Below are 15,156 nucleotides of genomic sequence, written 5' to 3'. Positions count from 1 at the left end.
GTTCGCACGATATGAAAAGGTATCCGCCGACCGGGCGTTGACGATTCCGCGAAGACAACCGCGATCAGGCGGCGAGGCTCGCGGCTTCGGCGAGCACTGCCACCGCGTCCGGCCGCCACGGGCCCGAGGTGATCACCACCGCGTGGTCGATCCCCCAGGACGCGAACTCCTCGCACCGTCGGGCGAAGTCCACTGAGGACTCCCCCGGCGCCAGACGGGTCGCGATGGTCTTCTCGATCTCCCCGATGGGCCGTCCGAGGTCCGCGCAGTGCCGGGCGAGAACGTCCAGATGCCCGCGTACGGTCGCGCCGCCATCAGGGACGTCGAAGAGATTGCACGCGTCGGCGTACCGGGCGACGAGCCGCAGGGTCCGTTTCGGCCCGGTTCCGCCGATGAGCACCTTCGGCCGCCGCACCGGCGGGGGGTTGCCGACGGGGCGCTCCAGCCGGTAGTGGCGTCCGGTGAACGCCGAGGTGTCGCCGTCCCACAGGCGGCAGGCGATCTGAAGGGTCTCCTCCAGGCGTTCGAACCGTTCGGCGACCGGTGGCAGCGACAGGCCCATCGCGCGGGCCTCGTCCTCCTGATAACCCGCGCCGATCCCCAGCCAGGCGCGGCCCCGTGAGAGGACGTCCAGGGTGGTGACCACCTTCACCAGCAGGGCCGGGGCGCGGAAGGTGGCGGCGCTGACCATCGTGCCGAGCTTGATCCGCGAGGTCGCCGCGGCGAGATAGCCCAAGGTGGTGTACGCCTCCAGCATCTCCGAGTCCGGAGCGCTGCCAGGCGCCGTCTGCAGCAGATGGTCCGCCACCCACAGGGTGTCCAGGACGCTCTCGTCGGCGGCCGCGGCGACCGCGATGAGCCCGTCGACCAGCCCGGCCTGCCCGCCGGGCCAGGAGAAGTCGGTGATGCTGACGCTGACGCGCATGGCGTTCCCTCTCATCTTCCCGGGGCTTCGGGACGCGCGAAGGGCGGTGGGCCGCCGATCGGGCTCAGGTGGATGCCGGCGATGAGCCAGCGGTCGTCGTCGTGCACGAACACATGCGTGACGCGGAACCGGCCGTCGACGCGGTGCCCCTGATGCGTGCCCTCCTGGGCGTGCACTCCGACGGACACGGCGGCGGCGCCGTAGTCGCGGACCTCCACCTCGGACCAGTCGAGTTTCTCGGTGACCAGATCGCCGTCGCGATAACGCTCCAGCCACCGCGGTTTGCCGAGCACGAAGCCCAGCGGCCCGACCAGGGTGAAGTCGGGCGTGGTCATCGCGTCGAGTGTTTCGATGTCGCCGCGAACCTCGGCGTCGGCCCAGCGGGCCCCGAGGTCGCGGATCTCCTTCTCCGTACCGCGCATGGGATTTCCTCCGTCTCGTTCGATGTCGCCAACGTTAGATATCGAACGATTCGATGTCAAACCCTTAGATTCATGGGCTATGCTGCGTGACGTGCAGAAACCGACCGCGGCACCCATCGGCGTCGTCCTCGCCAAAACCGCCAAGACCGTCGGGCGCGCCTTCGACCAGGCCCTGGCCACCGAAGGCGGCTCCCAGCCCGTCTGGCAGATCCTCATCACGCTCAAAACCCGGCGCGTCGCCAACCAGCGGGAACTCGCGGCCGCGGTCGGCATTCAGGGCGCCACCCTCACCCACCACCTCAACGCGATGGAGAGCACAGGACTGATCACCCGGCGACGTGATCCGGACAATCGGCGGATCCATGTCGTCGAACTCACCGACGAGGGTGAAATCGTCTTCCACCGCCTGGCCAAAGCCGCGATCGCCCACGACAAACGGCTCCGCGCCGGATTCAGCGCCGAAGAGATCACCACACTGGCCGGGCTGCTGTCGCGACTCGCCGCGAACGTGACCGGTGGCGGCATCGATCAAGAAAACAGTGACTGGACGCACCCGAACGGCGACACGGGACAGGACTAGCATCGCGGTACAAAGTCGATGTCGCCTCAAGCTGGAGAACCGCAATGACCCAAGCCCCTGTCAACGTCACCGTCACCGGTGCGGCCGGCCAGATCGGCTACGCGCTGCTCTTCCGCATCGCGTCCGGTCAGCTGCTCGGCCAAGACACCCCGGTGAAACTGCGGCTCCTGGAGATCCCGCAGGCGGTCAAGGCGGCTGAGGGCACCGCGATGGAACTCGAAGACGGCGCGTTCCCGCTGCTCGCGGGCATCGACATCTTCGACGACGCGAAGCAGGCCTTCTCCGGCGCGAACGTCGCCCTCCTCGTCGGCGCCCGCCCCCGTGCCAAGGGCATGGAGCGCGGCGACCTGCTCGAGGCCAACGGTGGCATCTTCAAGCCGCAGGGCGAGGCCATCAACGCCGGCGCGGCCGACGACATCAAGGTCCTCGTGGTCGGCAACCCCGCCAACACCAACGCCCTCATCGCACAGGCGCACGCGCCCGACGTCCCGGCCGAGCGCTTCACCGCGATGACCCGCCTCGACCACAACCGCGCCCTCGCGCAGCTGTCCAAGAAGCTGGGCGTACCGGTGACCGAGCTGAAGAAGGTCGCGATCTGGGGTAACCACTCCGCGACCCAGTACCCGTCGATCGCGCACGCCGAGGTGTCCGGCAAGCCCGCGACCGAGGTGCTCACCGACCAGCAGTGGCTGGCCGACGACTTCATCCCCACCGTCGCCAAGCGCGGCGCGGCGATCATCGAAGCCCGCGGCCTGTCCTCCGCCGCGTCGGCCGCCTCCGCGGCGATCGACCACGTCCACACCTGGGTCAACGGCACCCCCGAGGGTGACTGGACCTCGGCGGCGGTCGTGTCCGACGGCTCCTACGGCGTCCCGGAAGGCCTGATCTCCTCGTTCCCGGTCACCGCCGCGAACGGCGAGTACAAGATCGTCCAGGGCCTGGAGATCGACGACTTCTCCCGCGCCCGCATCGACGCCTCGGTCAACGAACTGGCCGAAGAGCGCGACGCGGTCAAGAAGCTCGGCCTCATCTGAGCCTGAACCACCGACGAAAAGGCGGCCGCGTCCCCCGGGACACGGCCGCCTTTTCCGTTGTCAGGCGAAGAAGTCCCGCGCCGGACGGGGCACCCACAGCAACGGGACCAGCACGACCTGGGCGAGACCGACCACCAGGATCACCGCGTGGAACATCGGCGAAGACGTCCACGAGAACACGCTGAACACCAGCGACAACAGCTGGGTGGCCGTGGTCAACCGCCGCGTCCACCGCCGTCCCGTCGCGAGCTTCCACGCCGGAACCACGCACAACACCAGCAGGATCCCGTGGAACACCGCCCCCGACTCGATCGCGACCGCGGCGGACCGCTCGACCTCGGCCTGCCCGAACCCCGGATACCGGGCCGCGATCTGCGCACGCAACGCGTTCTCGTTGGCCCACAACACCAGCGGCACCACCAGATGACTCACCGCCACCGCGATCAGCAACGCCCGCGACAGCCGGATCGCACCCGGAACCGGCGTACCGGTGATCGTCGGCATGTCAGCCCACCCGCCGTTCCGCGCCGATGATCGTGTCGAGGTTCGCGCGCGTGGACTCCAGCTCACCGATCGCCTCGTCGATCCGCGCACGCTGCTGCCGCAACGCCTCGGTCAGCTCCGGGCAGTCCGGCGTCAGCCGGCCGTCCTCGTCGACGATGCACGGCAGGATCTCGAGGATCTGCGCGGTGTTCAGCCCCGCCCCGAGCAGGATCCTGATCCGCCGCACCGCCGCCACATCCGCGTCGCCGTACACGCGATACCCGCTCGGCCGCCGCAGCGGCGTCAGCAACCCCTGCTCCTCGTAGTACCGCAACGCACGCTCGCTGACCCCCGTCCGCCGCGCGAGCTCCCCGATCCTCATCCCCACCCCGAGACTTGACTCTGACGTCAATGTCAAGGTTTAGCTTAGCCGCCATGACCACCGTGACCGTCCTCGGACTCGGCCCCATGGGACACGCCCTCGCCGCCGCGTTCGCCGCCGCCGACCACCCCACCACCGTGTGGAACCGCACTCCTGGCAAGGAAAACGGCCTCGCCGCCACCACCGCCCCGACCGCCGCCGAAGCCATCGCGGCCAGCCCGCTCGTCGTCGTCTGCGTCCGCGACTACACCGCCGCCCGCTCGGTCCTCGACACCGACGCGCTCACCGGACACACCCTGGTGAACCTCACCGGCGGATCACCACGACAAGCCCGCACCATGGCGGACTGGGCGGCCGGACACGGCATCGACTACCTCGACGGCGTGATCATGGCGACCACCGACGCGATCGGCGGCCCGGACGCGGCCTTCTTCTACAGCGGCCCAGCCGACGTCTACCGGAAACACCGGGACACCCTCGCCGCCCTCGGCGAGACCGCGCAGCACGTCGGCGACGATCCCGGCCGGGCCGCCGCGTTCGACGCGTCCCTGCAGGACATGCTCTGGACCTCCATGAGCGGCGTGATGCACATGCTCGCCCTCGCCAAAGCGGAGAACATCGACGCCACCGACATCGCCACACACGCCAAAGCACTCCTCGGCTTCTTCCCGGACATGATCGACCTCCTCGCCGACCAGGTCTCCACCGACCGCTACCCCGGCGACTACGGCACACTCACCTCCACCGCGGCGACAATGGACCACATCCTCGACACCGTCCGGACCAACGACCTCGACAACGGCGTCCTCACCGCCGCCCGCGCCCACGTACAGCGAGCGATCGACGCCGGCCACGGCTCCGACGGCTTCGGCAGACTCGCCACCCTCTGACCCCCACCCCTCGTGAGTGGTAATGGTGGTTAGAACCGTCATTACCACTCACGAGGGGGCCAGCCCACCGGGTCACTCGCGGCTGTGTCCTGAAGGCTCCCTTTGCGACGTTCAACGTCGCAAAGGGACCCTTCGAGACACCGGACCCAGACCACCTGGACGACTCGGGATCCCCGAGCCACGTCCCGACCGTGGGGCAGCCTCGTGAGTGGTAATGGTGGTTCTAACCCTCATTACCACTCACGACACAATGGGGCCGTGCACCTGAACGCGCTCCTCACCGGCCAGCCGTCGGAAGTCCTCACCCGGGCCCTCGCGCTCCCCCGCGCCGAGCGGAAAGCCCTGATCCCCGAACTCCTGGCCGCGTTCAAGGACAGCAGCGAGTTCACCGAGATCGAACCCGACACCTACGGCGCCCGAAACCCGCTCAAAGGCCAGCAAGCCGCGACCGCGCTCTGGGCCACCCTCCCCGCCTCCGACCCCCTCCTCGGCAAACTCTGGATCGCCTCACCCACGATCCTCGAACGCGTCCTGCAGGACCGGCCCCTCGCCGAACGCAAGACGATGGCCCTCCGCCTGATCCGGCACCAAACCGCCTGGGAAGCCATCCGCCGCATGATCCGCGACGGCGACCTCGAACCCCTCCGGACACCCGACTACTACGCGGGCTGGTTCCGCTGGGCCGGCCGCTTCCGCGGCGAACCCCTCGCCGAACGCCTCCGAACCGAACCCGAAGCCCTCACCGAACTCTGGGAACTGCTCACGGTCGAAGGCACGGGTGACACCAGCTTCGCGGCCTTCGACAAGTACGTCCGCGACGAGGACAAATGGTCCACCGCGCTGCTCGAACTGACCAAGACCGGCGAACTCGACCGCACCAGGCTCCTCGACCTCACCCTCGACGTCCTCGCCCGCGACTTCGCCGCCTTCCGCGCCCAGTGGTACGCCGCACTCCACGAAGCCCTCACCCCCACACCGGACGAGCGCACAGCGGCCCAAACCCGCTACGCCCGGCTCTGCGGAAGCAGCCTGCCCCGCACCGTCTCCTTCGCCGTCAAAGCACTGTCCCTAGTGGACAAACAAGGCACACTCGACGACGAAGTCGCACTCCAGCACCTCCCCGCGGCCGCGGCCGGACGCGGCGCCGCCACCGCCAAACTCGCCCTCAAACTCGCCGGCCGCATCGCCGACCGGCGACCCGAACTGACCGACCTCGCCAACGAAGTCTTCGAAGCCGCACTCACCCACGAAGCGTCCGACGTCCGCACCCTCGCCACCACCCGGCTCGGCGTCACCTCGGACACGACACCCACCGTCGAGCCCGCCGAATACCCCGAACCCGTACGCCCGCCATGGCACCAGCGCCGGATGCTGACCATCCCCCTCGACATCCCCGACACCCCGGCCGCGGTCGCGGAAGCCCTCTCCTCCCTCCTCGCCGACCCCGACCAGGCCGACCTCCTCCTCGCCGCCCTCGACGGCGCCCACCGGGTCGCCGGCGAACTCCAGCACGCCCTCAAACCCCTGGTGAAACGCGCCACCAAGATCACGGGCGAGAAATACGGCCCGGCCGTACCGAAACTGATCGCCACCCTCGTCCTCGGCCTCGCGGGCCGCGACGTCACCCGCCCGCCCCAGGTCGACGGCTGGCGCCGCCCACTCCACCACCGGGTCACCGCGCTGCTCGACGGCACCGCCGTACCCGTCTCCGCCGCCACCCACCAGGGCGGCTGGCTCGACCCCGTCGTCTTCGTATCCCGCATGCTCGAACACCCCGACGCGGCCGAGGACGACGTCGTCGACGCCCTGCTCAGACTCGCCCCCGACACTCGGGACGAAGCCCTCGCACTCGCCTCGGCACTCACCGGACCACACGCCGACACCATCCGGTACGCCCTCGGCGGACCGGCCATCGCGGACACCGGCTGGACCGCCCTCGCCGCCGCCCGCGCCCGGCACCCCGAATCCGCCGACCCCGCCGCGGCACTGCGCGGCGAACCCGGACCGCCGATCACCTGGACGGCCAAAGTCGACCGCGGCGAATACAGCGTCGACTTACTGGAGGTCGAACGAAACCCGCAACCAGTCGCACCGAAGACTCCCTGGCTGGGCATGCTCTTCGACGGCCCGCCCCCCGAATGGCTCGGCTTCACCGATTGCCACGAAGCGGTCTTCTCGCCCTACGACCGTGACCACCTGGAAGCCGCCGTCGCCGGGGACCTGTTCTTCAACGACTTCGAAGTCGGCTACCCCGTGGAGAAAGCCGCGCTGCCCCCGTTCCTCGACAGCCCCTCGGCCCCGGGTTTCCCCGGCACGATGCTGATCGCCACCTCCCTCGCGCTGAAACGCCCCGCCGCCGTCCAGCTGGGCACGGACGCCGCACTGACCCTCTTCGACCGGCGCCTGCTCGGCCCCCGCGCACTCGGTGCTGCGCTGGGCGTACTCGGCCCTCATCTCGTCCCGACGAGACTGGCTCCCCGGCTTGCGATCATCGCGAACGACCATCCCAGCGCGATCCTGTCCACACTGGACACACTGCTGCCGAAGCTGGAATCCACCCACCGCGGCATCTTCGCGCTGCTGGAACTCGCCGCGGACCTCGTGGACCGCGGCGCGGGCACGATCAGCGCCGAAACGAAGGACTGGCTGGCGGGATTCAAAGGCAGTTCGAAAGCCGCGAAGGCCGCCTCACGCCTCAGCCGCTGAAATCCGGGCCGCCAACACATGCGAACACGGTCCACGAGTCTCCTGATGCTTGGCCCACCACGCACACGTGCACCCGGCGGGCATCAGCCGGACGCGCTGCACCGAGCCGCCGCGCGTGATCTCGTAGCCACCGTCGGGCAGCATCCGGACGGCTTCGGCGGCGACGAGTTCACGTGCTTTCGCCAGCCGCCCGTTCGCCGGAGCGTTCCCGCTCGGAAGTTCACGCGGGAACCACGTGCCGTCGACGACGTCGTGGCCGGCGCGACCCGCCACCAGCTCCGGCGCTTCCAGTCCTCCGGCCAGCGCGTTCAGCCAGCCGCCCTCGCCCGAGAAGCCACGGGACGGTTCCGGCGACAGCGTCACGGCGAGTCGCGCTCGTTCCAGCTGGAGCACCCAGGTCGCGACCTCACTGTCCGGTCGCGTGTGGACGGTCAAACCCTTGGCGAACCGGATGAGCGGCTCGACCACCCGCAGCCGATGGAGCCCGCCAGCCGGGATCGAGTCCCCGCCCGACCGTGACGTCAACCGAAGCCCTCGGCCGGACGCGACCGCCCACGACCTGCCGACGGCGACCGGAAGCCGCCGCAGGAAGTTCCGTGCCTCCAGCTTGTCCAGCTCCGCCTTCTTCACCGCGCCCGCCGTGACGGCGGCGACCTCGGCGAAGCCCGCCACCCAACGCTCCGGCAGCGGTACCACGGATTCGTCGTTCTGCCCGTCCAGCGTGCGGAGCCGGATCCCCTCTCCGCGAACGGTCAGGTGCAACGGATCCTGCGCCACGACCCCGGCCAGGACGGTCCGCGTCGCCTCGGACAGGTCGACGTTGGTACAGCCCTCGCCGAGATCGCCCACCTCCGGCAGATCGAGTCTGGCGTACACCCCGCAGCACGGCGAAAAGGCTTCCGCGCGCAGCGTTGTCCGGTCCGCGGTGAAGACCGGATCGGATTCGGCGATGAGCCGGTTCACCATGGACGGCGGCATCCAGAACCGCGTGCGGGCGACCTTCCCCAGCACCAGAAGCGCCTGAGCCGCCTGCGCTCCCGGTTCGAGGAAACCCTCGAAGAGCACCGGCGTCCGAACGCTCTCGTCGACCTGCTCCAGCAAGACCTCGGTGATCACCGGGCAACCCTAGCCAGGACCTCTGACAGTCTTTGCGGGTTTTTCTCAGTGCCCCAAGTTGATCTTGTACATCGCCGAGCTGAATAGGTCGTTATACACCTAATAGGACCGACGTCAGTCGGCGTGAGCTTGACGCCGGCGGTAGGCGCGTTGCTGACAGGCCCTCGAGCAGTAGGCCCGGGGTCTGCCCCGCCCTCCCCCGTCGAGCAGCTTGCCGCAAGCGGCGCACTCCCCTCCCCCATTTTCGTCACGGATAACCTCACTCCCCTGGCTGTCGATAAGCGCCTGGACGCCGTCAAGGGTGCGCTGCAGCCCGAATTCGAAGGGATCGAGCGGGGTGTCCATCCCACCCTCCTTCCACAACCTCTCCAGGGCCGGATAGGCGTCCAGCCGCTCGAAGAGGGACTCGCGTTCACTCCACCAGCGCTCGTGGGACACGCCTGTGCGCCGCTGAAGTTCCGCGGTCTCCCCCGCCTGCCGCGCGACGGACTCGACGAACCCGCCCACCAGGTTCACCACCGCGATCACCTGCGCCGGCGCGAGACCGCTCCGCGCGGCCACGTCCAGGGCGTGGTCGTACCCGGTCATGATGTTCGGGCCCGGCAGACGGCGGGTTCCGGCGCTGTGGACCAGCCATGGGTGACGGCGGTACCTCTCCCATGCCAACCGGGCCCATCGTTCGAGACCCTCCCGCCAGCCGAGTCCGTCCGCGGGCTGTACCGGGAACTCGCCGTACACGGCGTCACGCATGAGTTCCACCAGTTCCGCCTTGCCGGGAACGTACCGGTACAGCGACATGGTGGTGGTGCCGAACCGTTCCGCGACCTTGCGCATCGACAGCGCCGCGAGTCCTTCGGCGTCCGCGACTTCGACGGCCGCCGTGACGATCCGGCCGAGGCTCAACCCGGGCCGCTCCGGCTCAGGCGCACCCCAGAGCAACTCGATCGCGCGCTCGGGATCGGGCTGCACGTCCTCTTCTGTCACCGGCCACTCCCTTGACGCTGGTCACTCGTCCGTGTTTAGGTAATAAACTCAAGTATATCCCATAAACCTCCTGGCAGGAGCGCTTCAGCATGCCTGAAATCAGGTTCTTCGTCTCCCCTGACGGCAAGGACGACTGGCCCGGCACCGCCGACCAGCCCTTCGCCACCCCGAACGCGGCACGCGAAGCCGTCCGCGCCGCCACCGCCGGAATGACCGGCGACATCATCGTCACCTTCACGGCAGGCGTCCATCACCTCGAAGAACCCCTTGTTTTCGAGGACCAGGCGGGCGATTCCGGTATGCACGGCTTCCGCGTGATCTACCAGGCGCAAGGCTACGGAACACCGGAGCAGGCGAAGGTCGAACTGAGCGGCGGCCGCGAGATCACCGGCTGGACGGAGGGCGACGACGGCATCTGGACGGCGCCGATCGGCGCCCTGGCACCTCGACGACTCACGGTCGACGGCCATCCCGCGGCGCGGGCGGCTCGGACGAGAGGCCTACCGGGAAGCGTGACGAAAATAGCCACCGGTTACGTCACGGACAGCATGGAACCCCAGTCGTGGCCGGACCCGTCCGGACTGGAGTTCGTCTACCCCGGCGTCTACCCGTGGTCCGAAGCCCGGCTCGCGGTCGCGTCGATCTCCGGCGACGAATCCTCGACCACCATCACCATGGCTCAGCCCGCCTTCGACAACGCCAAGTCCCTCTACGACGCCCAATGGCACGGCGCAGGCGGAGACGGCACCTGGGACGGTCTCGCCGCCCCTTCCGTACTCGAGAACAACGTGGCCTTCCTGACCGAACCGGGCACCTTCGCCGTCAGCCGCACCGATTCCGACGGCCACATCCTGCACTACCGCCCGCGCCCCGGCGAGAAGATCGGCGAGACCAGCGTCGTCGCCCCGGTACTCGAAACACTCATCAGCGGACGAGGCGTGCACGACCTCGTGGTGCGCGGCTTCACCCTCACCGACGCGGCCTGGTCGGGGCCCACCCGCACCGGCGGCTACCTCCACTATCACGGCAACGCCCGCCACGAGCGGGGCGGCTTCCAGAAGATCGACCTCGGCGCGGACGTGGGCTACGTCCATGTGCCGTCGGAGCCGGTCCAGCTGCCCGCCAACGTCAGCCTCACCTCGGTCAGCCGGATCACCATGGAGGGCAACCATTTCACCAGACTCGGCGCGGGAGCGATCCTGATCGAGGACGGCACCGACGTCGCGATCCGGGCGAACACCTTCGACGAGGTCTCCGGCAGCGGGATCGCCGTCCACACGAGTACCCGGGTCTCCGTCGAGGACAACCTCGTCCACCACATCGGCACCGAGTACCGCGGCTCGCCCGCCCTCCTCGTCGTCGAGTCCGCGGAGACGACCGTGGCGCACAACGAGATCCACGACGTCCCGCACAACGGCATCGTGATCACCGGCGGCGAGCGGGCGAGGGGCACCCAGGTGATCTCGAACCTCGTCGAACGCAGCATGGGGAAGCTGATGGACGGCGGCGGGATCTACCTCTCGGCACCACAGGGCTCGTCGTTCGCCGGCGGGGCGATGGTCCGCGGCAACGTGATCCGCGACGTCCTCACCTCGTACAACTTCGGCCTCTACACCGACTACGGCGCGGCGTGGATCACCGTTCTCGGCAACATCGTCCACCGGGCCGACACCCCGATCGTGCTCCAGGTGGGCCCGCCGATGGAGAACGTCGTCTTCGCGGGCAACTTCTGGGATCTCCGGCCCGACGGTCACGACACCCCGCCCGAGACGGTCGTCGTGGCCGGGAACACCGTGCTGCCCAAGGAGAACTTCGACGACACCGCCCAGGCCGATCCGGCGGCCGCCGACATCCTCGCGAGGGCGGGACGCCGGGGTCTGGAACGATGATCACCGCTCCTGCCGGGCGCGAGTCCGGCAGGAGCCACCACGGCCAAGAATTCCCGAGGAGACCGCACGCCATGCCGACCCAGTCCATGGAAGCCCCCGGGACCCGCCGCCGCCTCGCGCGGATCGCGACCGAGGTGCTCGCCCCCTGGGTCTGGGTGCTCGGCCTGCCCCTGATCGTCGCGTGGCAGGTCACCGGTCACCACGTCGGCGAGACGGTGCTCTGGGGGCTGATCGTCGGCGTCACCGGCTCCCTCATCCCGATGGCCGTGATCGTGCGCGGCGCCCGGAAGGGCAAATGGGACAGCCACCACGTCACCGATCGGGCCGGGCGGCTCGTCCCGTTCGCGGTCTGCATCGGTTCGCTGGCCGCCGGGTTCGCCATCCTGATCGCCGGTGGCGCCCCGCACGAGATGATCGCGCTCGCGGCCGCCGAACTCGTCTGCCTGGTCGCCGCGCTCGCGATCACCTTCGGGCTCGAGTTCAAGATCTCGATGCACGCGATGGTGGCGGCGGGCGCGGCCGTGATGCTGATCCGCGTCTACGGCCCGTGGTTCGCGCTGCTCTTCCTCGGCGTCGCTTGGGTCTGCTGGTCCCGCGTCGAACTCGGCGATCACACCAAGGCCGAGGTCACCGCCGGGTTTGGCGGCGGTGTCGTCCTCGGCGGTGGTGTTTATCTTCTTTTGGACGCGATTTTGGCGTGAGCCACGCCGTATATGTCGTTATACACTTTGATTGAGTCGCCGGATGCCCTCGCTGAGTTCGGTGATGTCGGCGGCACTGGGGTGTCCGGGCAGGGATGGCACGTCTTGCCCAGGTGGGCGCGCCTCGTGAGTGGTAATGACGGTTAGAACCGTCATTACCACTCACGAGGCCACGACCGGTGTCAGGCCCCGGCGAGACCGCGGCGCTTGAGCAGCGGCTCGATCTCCGGGTCGCGCCCGCGGAACGCGCGGAACGCGGCCATCGGGTCGACGCTGCCGCCCCGCCCGAGGAGTTCGCGGCGGAAGTGATCGCCGTTCTCCCTGGTGAGCCCGCCGTTCTCGCGGAACCACTGGACGGTGTCGGCGTCGAGGACCTCGCTCCAGATGTAGGAGTAGTACCCGGCGCTGTAGCCGCCGCTGAAGATATGCGCGAAGTAGGTCGTGCGGTACCGCGGCGGCACGGCTTCGAGCGCGACTCCGGCCTTCGTCAGCGCTTCCGCCTCGAACCGCTGGACGTCGTCGATGGTGTCCTCGGTGCCGAGCGCGTGCCACGCCTGGTCGAGGAGGGACGCCGCGAGGTACTCGGTCGTGGAGAACCCCTCGCCGTACTGCTGGGACGCCAGGAGCTTGTCGACCTGCTCCTGCGGCAGCGGCTCGCCGGTGACGTGGTGCTTGGCGTAGTTGGCCAGCACCTCGGGCCACAGCATCCACATCTCGTTGACCTGCGACGGGTACTCGACGAAGTCGCGCGGGACGTTGGTGCCGGAGAACATCGGGTACTCGACGTCCGAAAGCAGCGAGTGCAGGGCGTGCCCGAACTCGTGGAAGGCGGTGACGACCTCGTCGAAGGTCAGCAGCGTCGGCTCCCCCGCCGGCGGCTTGGCCACGTTGAGGACGTTGACCACGACCGTCTTCGTGCCCAGGAGTTTCGTCTGGTCGACGAAGTTGTTCATCCAGGCACCGCCGCGCTTCGAGTCGCGGGCGTAGTAGTCGAGCAGGAACAGGCCGAGTTCGGCGCCGTCGGCGTCGAAGACCTCGAAGATCCGGACCTCGGGGTGGTACTTCGGCAGGTCTTCCCGCTCGGTGAAGCTCAGGCCGTACAGCTTGGACGCGGCGAAGAAGACGCCGTCGGTCAGGACCCGGTTCAGCTCGAAGTACGGGCGCAGCGCGGCGGTGTCGACCTCGAACCGGTCCTTGCGGACGCGTTCGGCGTAGAAGGCCCAGTCCCACGGCCGCAGGATCGCGCCGGGGATGTCGGCTTCGAGGTAGCGCTGGAGTTCTTCGGCCTCCGCCTTGGCGTTGGCGACCGCGACCGGCGCGAGACGTTCCAGCAGGCCGACGGCGGCCTCCGCGGTCTTCGCCGTCTCGTCCTCGATGACGTACGAGGCGTGGTCGGGGAAGCCGAGTACGGCGGCCCGCTCGGCGCGCAGCCGGACCAGTTCTGCCACGATCCGGTTGTTGTCGAACTCGTTGCCCCGGTTGCCGCGCGACACCGAGGCGGTGAAGATCCGCTCGCGCAGCGCGCGGTCCTCCAACGAGGCCAGCGCCGCCTGCGCCGTCGGCAGGGTCAGCTTGAGGACGTACTTGCCCTCCTCACCGGCGGTCTCGGCGGCGGTGGCGATGGCGTCCTCGGTGAGCCCGGCGAGTTCCTTGACGTCGTCGACGACCACCGCGAGTTCGTTGGTGTCCTTGAGCAGGTTCTGCTGGAACCGGGTCGACAGCGTCGAGATCTGCTCGTTCAGCTCGCGCAGCCGCTTCTGGTCCGCCTCGGGAAGCCCGGCACCGGCCCGGCGGACGTCGGTGTGGCGCCGCTCCAGCAGCCGCAGCGACTCGGGGTCGAGGCCGAGTTCGTCCTTGCGCTCGAACAGCGTGTTGATCCGGGCGAACAACGCCGGGTTGAGGTTGATGGCGTCGGCGTGCGCGGCCAGCCGCGGTGCCATCTCGGCCTGCACGCGCTGGATCTCGTCGTTCGCGTTCGATCCGGCGAGGTTGAAGAACACGCTGGAGACGCGGGACAGCAACCTGCCGGACTTCTCGAGCGCGACAATGGTGTTCTCGAAGGTCGGCGGTTCGGCGGAACCGGCGATCTCGTCGATCTCCGCGGCGTGCTCGGCCAGGCCTGCCTCGAAGGCGGGAAGGAAATGCTCGTCGGCGATCCGGTCGAACGGCGGAAGTGCGTAGGGCAGCTCACTCGGCGCGGCGAACGGGTTGTCCTGCGAAATCATCGGTGTTGCTCCCGGGTCGTCGAATCTGCTGGTCTGGCCACCTTACGGGCAGCGAGGGGCCGGTGGATGCCGTCCGTGGCGGTGACGCCACCGTCGGCGATGGTCACGCTCCGGTGGTACCGCCCACCACCGCGTCCGAACTCTGCTTTCCCTTGCCGCGCTTGGCTTTGGCTTTGGGCGCCGGTGGGGCGATCCCGGCCAGGTCACCGCCGTTGTCGTTGACGCGCAACACGAACGGACGAGTCTCGGTGTACCGGACGACCGAAACCGAGGCCGGGTCGACGACGATCCGCTGGAACGAATCGAGATGCTGGCCGAGCGCGTCGGCGAGGATCGCCTTGATCACATCGCCATGGCTGCATAAGAGCCACACCGCGTTCTCGCCGTGCTTCGCGGTGATCCGGGCGTCGTGGGCGCGGACGGCCGCGACCGAACGGGCCTGCATCTCGGCCAGTCCTTCGCCGCCGGGGAAGACCGCGGCCGAAGGATGTGCCTGCACGACCCGCCAGAGGGGTTCCTTGAACAGATCCTTGAGCGCGCGACCGGTCCACTCGCCGTAGTCCACTTCGGACAAACCGGGCTCTTTGATCTTGTCCAGACCGCGGGCTTCGGCCAGCTTCGCGACCGTCTGGCGGCAGCGGAGCATCGGCGAGACCACCAGCTCGGCGAGCGGGACCGGAGCCAGGCGCTCGACCAGCGCGGCCGCCTGCGCCCGGCCGGTGTCGTCCAGGCCGACCTTGGGCGTGCGCCCGGCGAGGACGCCCGAGCCGTTCGCCGTGGACTTGCCGTGGCGCAGAAGGATCACAGTACTCACGTGGC

14 protein-coding genes are annotated in these 15,156 nt (G+C 69.0%); 6 read left to right on the top strand and 8 right to left on the bottom strand.

What is annotated here, in order from left to right:
* Positions 1 to 64: 64 nt before the first annotated feature.
* Entirely contained in the window at positions 65 to 925 is an 861-nt protein-coding gene (locus L324_RS22570; RefSeq protein ID WP_037311963.1) for an LLM class F420-dependent oxidoreductase, read from the bottom strand.
* Between the two features lie 11 nt (positions 926 to 936).
* A complete protein-coding gene (locus tag L324_RS22565) occupies positions 937 to 1,347 on the bottom strand; it encodes a nuclear transport factor 2 family protein (protein WP_037311959.1) in 411 nt (136 codons plus the stop codon).
* A 91-nt stretch (positions 1,348 to 1,438) separates the two neighbouring features.
* Between L324_RS22565 and L324_RS22560 the strand changes: the two genes are divergently transcribed.
* On the top strand, positions 1,439 to 1,927 hold the full coding sequence (locus L324_RS22560; RefSeq protein WP_037312545.1) for a MarR family winged helix-turn-helix transcriptional regulator: 489 nt from the start codon (positions 1,439 to 1,441) through the stop codon (positions 1,925 to 1,927).
* A gap of 44 nt (positions 1,928 to 1,971) precedes the next feature.
* Positions 1,972 to 2,961 carry a malate dehydrogenase gene (locus tag L324_RS22555; protein WP_037311956.1) on the top strand — a complete coding sequence of 330 codons (990 nt, stop codon included), beginning with the start codon at positions 1,972 to 1,974 and terminating at the stop codon, positions 2,959 to 2,961.
* A 60-nt stretch (positions 2,962 to 3,021) separates the two neighbouring features.
* Here the strand turns inward: L324_RS22555 and L324_RS22550 are convergent, their stop codons facing one another.
* Both L324_RS22550 and L324_RS22545 read right to left on the bottom strand, forming a co-directional pair.
* On the bottom strand, positions 3,022 to 3,465 hold the full coding sequence (locus L324_RS22550) for a hypothetical protein (protein ID WP_037311953.1): 444 nt from the start codon (positions 3,463 to 3,465) through the stop codon (positions 3,022 to 3,024).
* Between the two features lies 1 nt (position 3,466).
* Positions 3,467 to 3,826: a MerR family transcriptional regulator gene (locus L324_RS22545; protein WP_037311950.1), complete on the bottom strand. Its 360-nt coding sequence runs from the start codon at positions 3,824 to 3,826 to the stop codon at positions 3,467 to 3,469.
* 53 nt (positions 3,827 to 3,879) lie between these two features.
* Between L324_RS22545 and L324_RS22540 the strand changes: the two genes are divergently transcribed.
* Complete coding sequence (locus L324_RS22540) at positions 3,880 to 4,716, top strand: NAD(P)-dependent oxidoreductase (RefSeq protein ID WP_081736431.1); 837 nt, start codon at positions 3,880 to 3,882, stop codon at positions 4,714 to 4,716.
* A 258-nt stretch (positions 4,717 to 4,974) separates the two neighbouring features.
* The gene (locus tag L324_RS22535; protein WP_037311945.1) at positions 4,975 to 7,422 is read left to right on the top strand and encodes a DUF6493 family protein; all 2,448 of its coding nucleotides are present in this window, start codon (positions 4,975 to 4,977) and stop codon (positions 7,420 to 7,422) included.
* Here L324_RS22535 and L324_RS22530 read toward each other — a convergent pair.
* Complete coding sequence (locus L324_RS22530; RefSeq protein WP_037311942.1) at positions 7,405 to 8,538, bottom strand: SWIM zinc finger family protein; 1,134 nt, start codon at positions 8,536 to 8,538, stop codon at positions 7,405 to 7,407. The genes L324_RS22535 and L324_RS22530 overlap by 18 nt on opposite strands.
* 114 nt (positions 8,539 to 8,652) lie before the next feature.
* The gene (locus L324_RS22525) at positions 8,653 to 9,522 is read right to left on the bottom strand and encodes a TetR/AcrR family transcriptional regulator (RefSeq protein WP_037311939.1); all 870 of its coding nucleotides are present in this window, start codon (positions 9,520 to 9,522) and stop codon (positions 8,653 to 8,655) included.
* A gap of 89 nt (positions 9,523 to 9,611) precedes the next feature.
* Between L324_RS22525 and L324_RS22520 the strand changes: the two genes are divergently transcribed.
* A complete protein-coding gene (locus L324_RS22520) occupies positions 9,612 to 11,411 on the top strand; it encodes a right-handed parallel beta-helix repeat-containing protein (protein ID WP_037311936.1) in 1,800 nt (599 codons plus the stop codon).
* Positions 11,412 to 11,482: 71 nt separating this feature from the next.
* On the top strand, positions 11,483 to 12,112 hold the full coding sequence (locus L324_RS22515) for a hypothetical protein (RefSeq protein WP_037311933.1): 630 nt from the start codon (positions 11,483 to 11,485) through the stop codon (positions 12,110 to 12,112).
* A gap of 182 nt (positions 12,113 to 12,294) precedes the next feature.
* Here L324_RS22515 and L324_RS22510 read toward each other — a convergent pair whose 3' ends face one another.
* Positions 12,295 to 14,337 carry a M3 family metallopeptidase gene (locus L324_RS22510; RefSeq protein ID WP_037311930.1) on the bottom strand — a complete coding sequence of 681 codons (2,043 nt, stop codon included), beginning with the start codon at positions 14,335 to 14,337 and terminating at the stop codon, positions 12,295 to 12,297.
* Between the two features lie 103 nt (positions 14,338 to 14,440).
* Positions 14,441 to 15,151: a histidine phosphatase family protein gene (locus tag L324_RS22505; RefSeq protein WP_037312542.1), complete on the bottom strand. Its 711-nt coding sequence runs from the start codon at positions 15,149 to 15,151 to the stop codon at positions 14,441 to 14,443.
* Positions 15,152 to 15,156 lie beyond the last annotated feature (5 nt).

The sequence above is a fragment of the Amycolatopsis orientalis DSM 40040 = KCTC 9412 genome (assembly GCF_000478275.1).
Lineage (GTDB): Bacteria > Actinomycetota > Actinomycetes > Mycobacteriales > Pseudonocardiaceae > Amycolatopsis > Amycolatopsis orientalis.
Note: the sequence above shows the minus strand (reverse complement) of the source record. Positions and strands in the feature narration are given on the sequence as shown.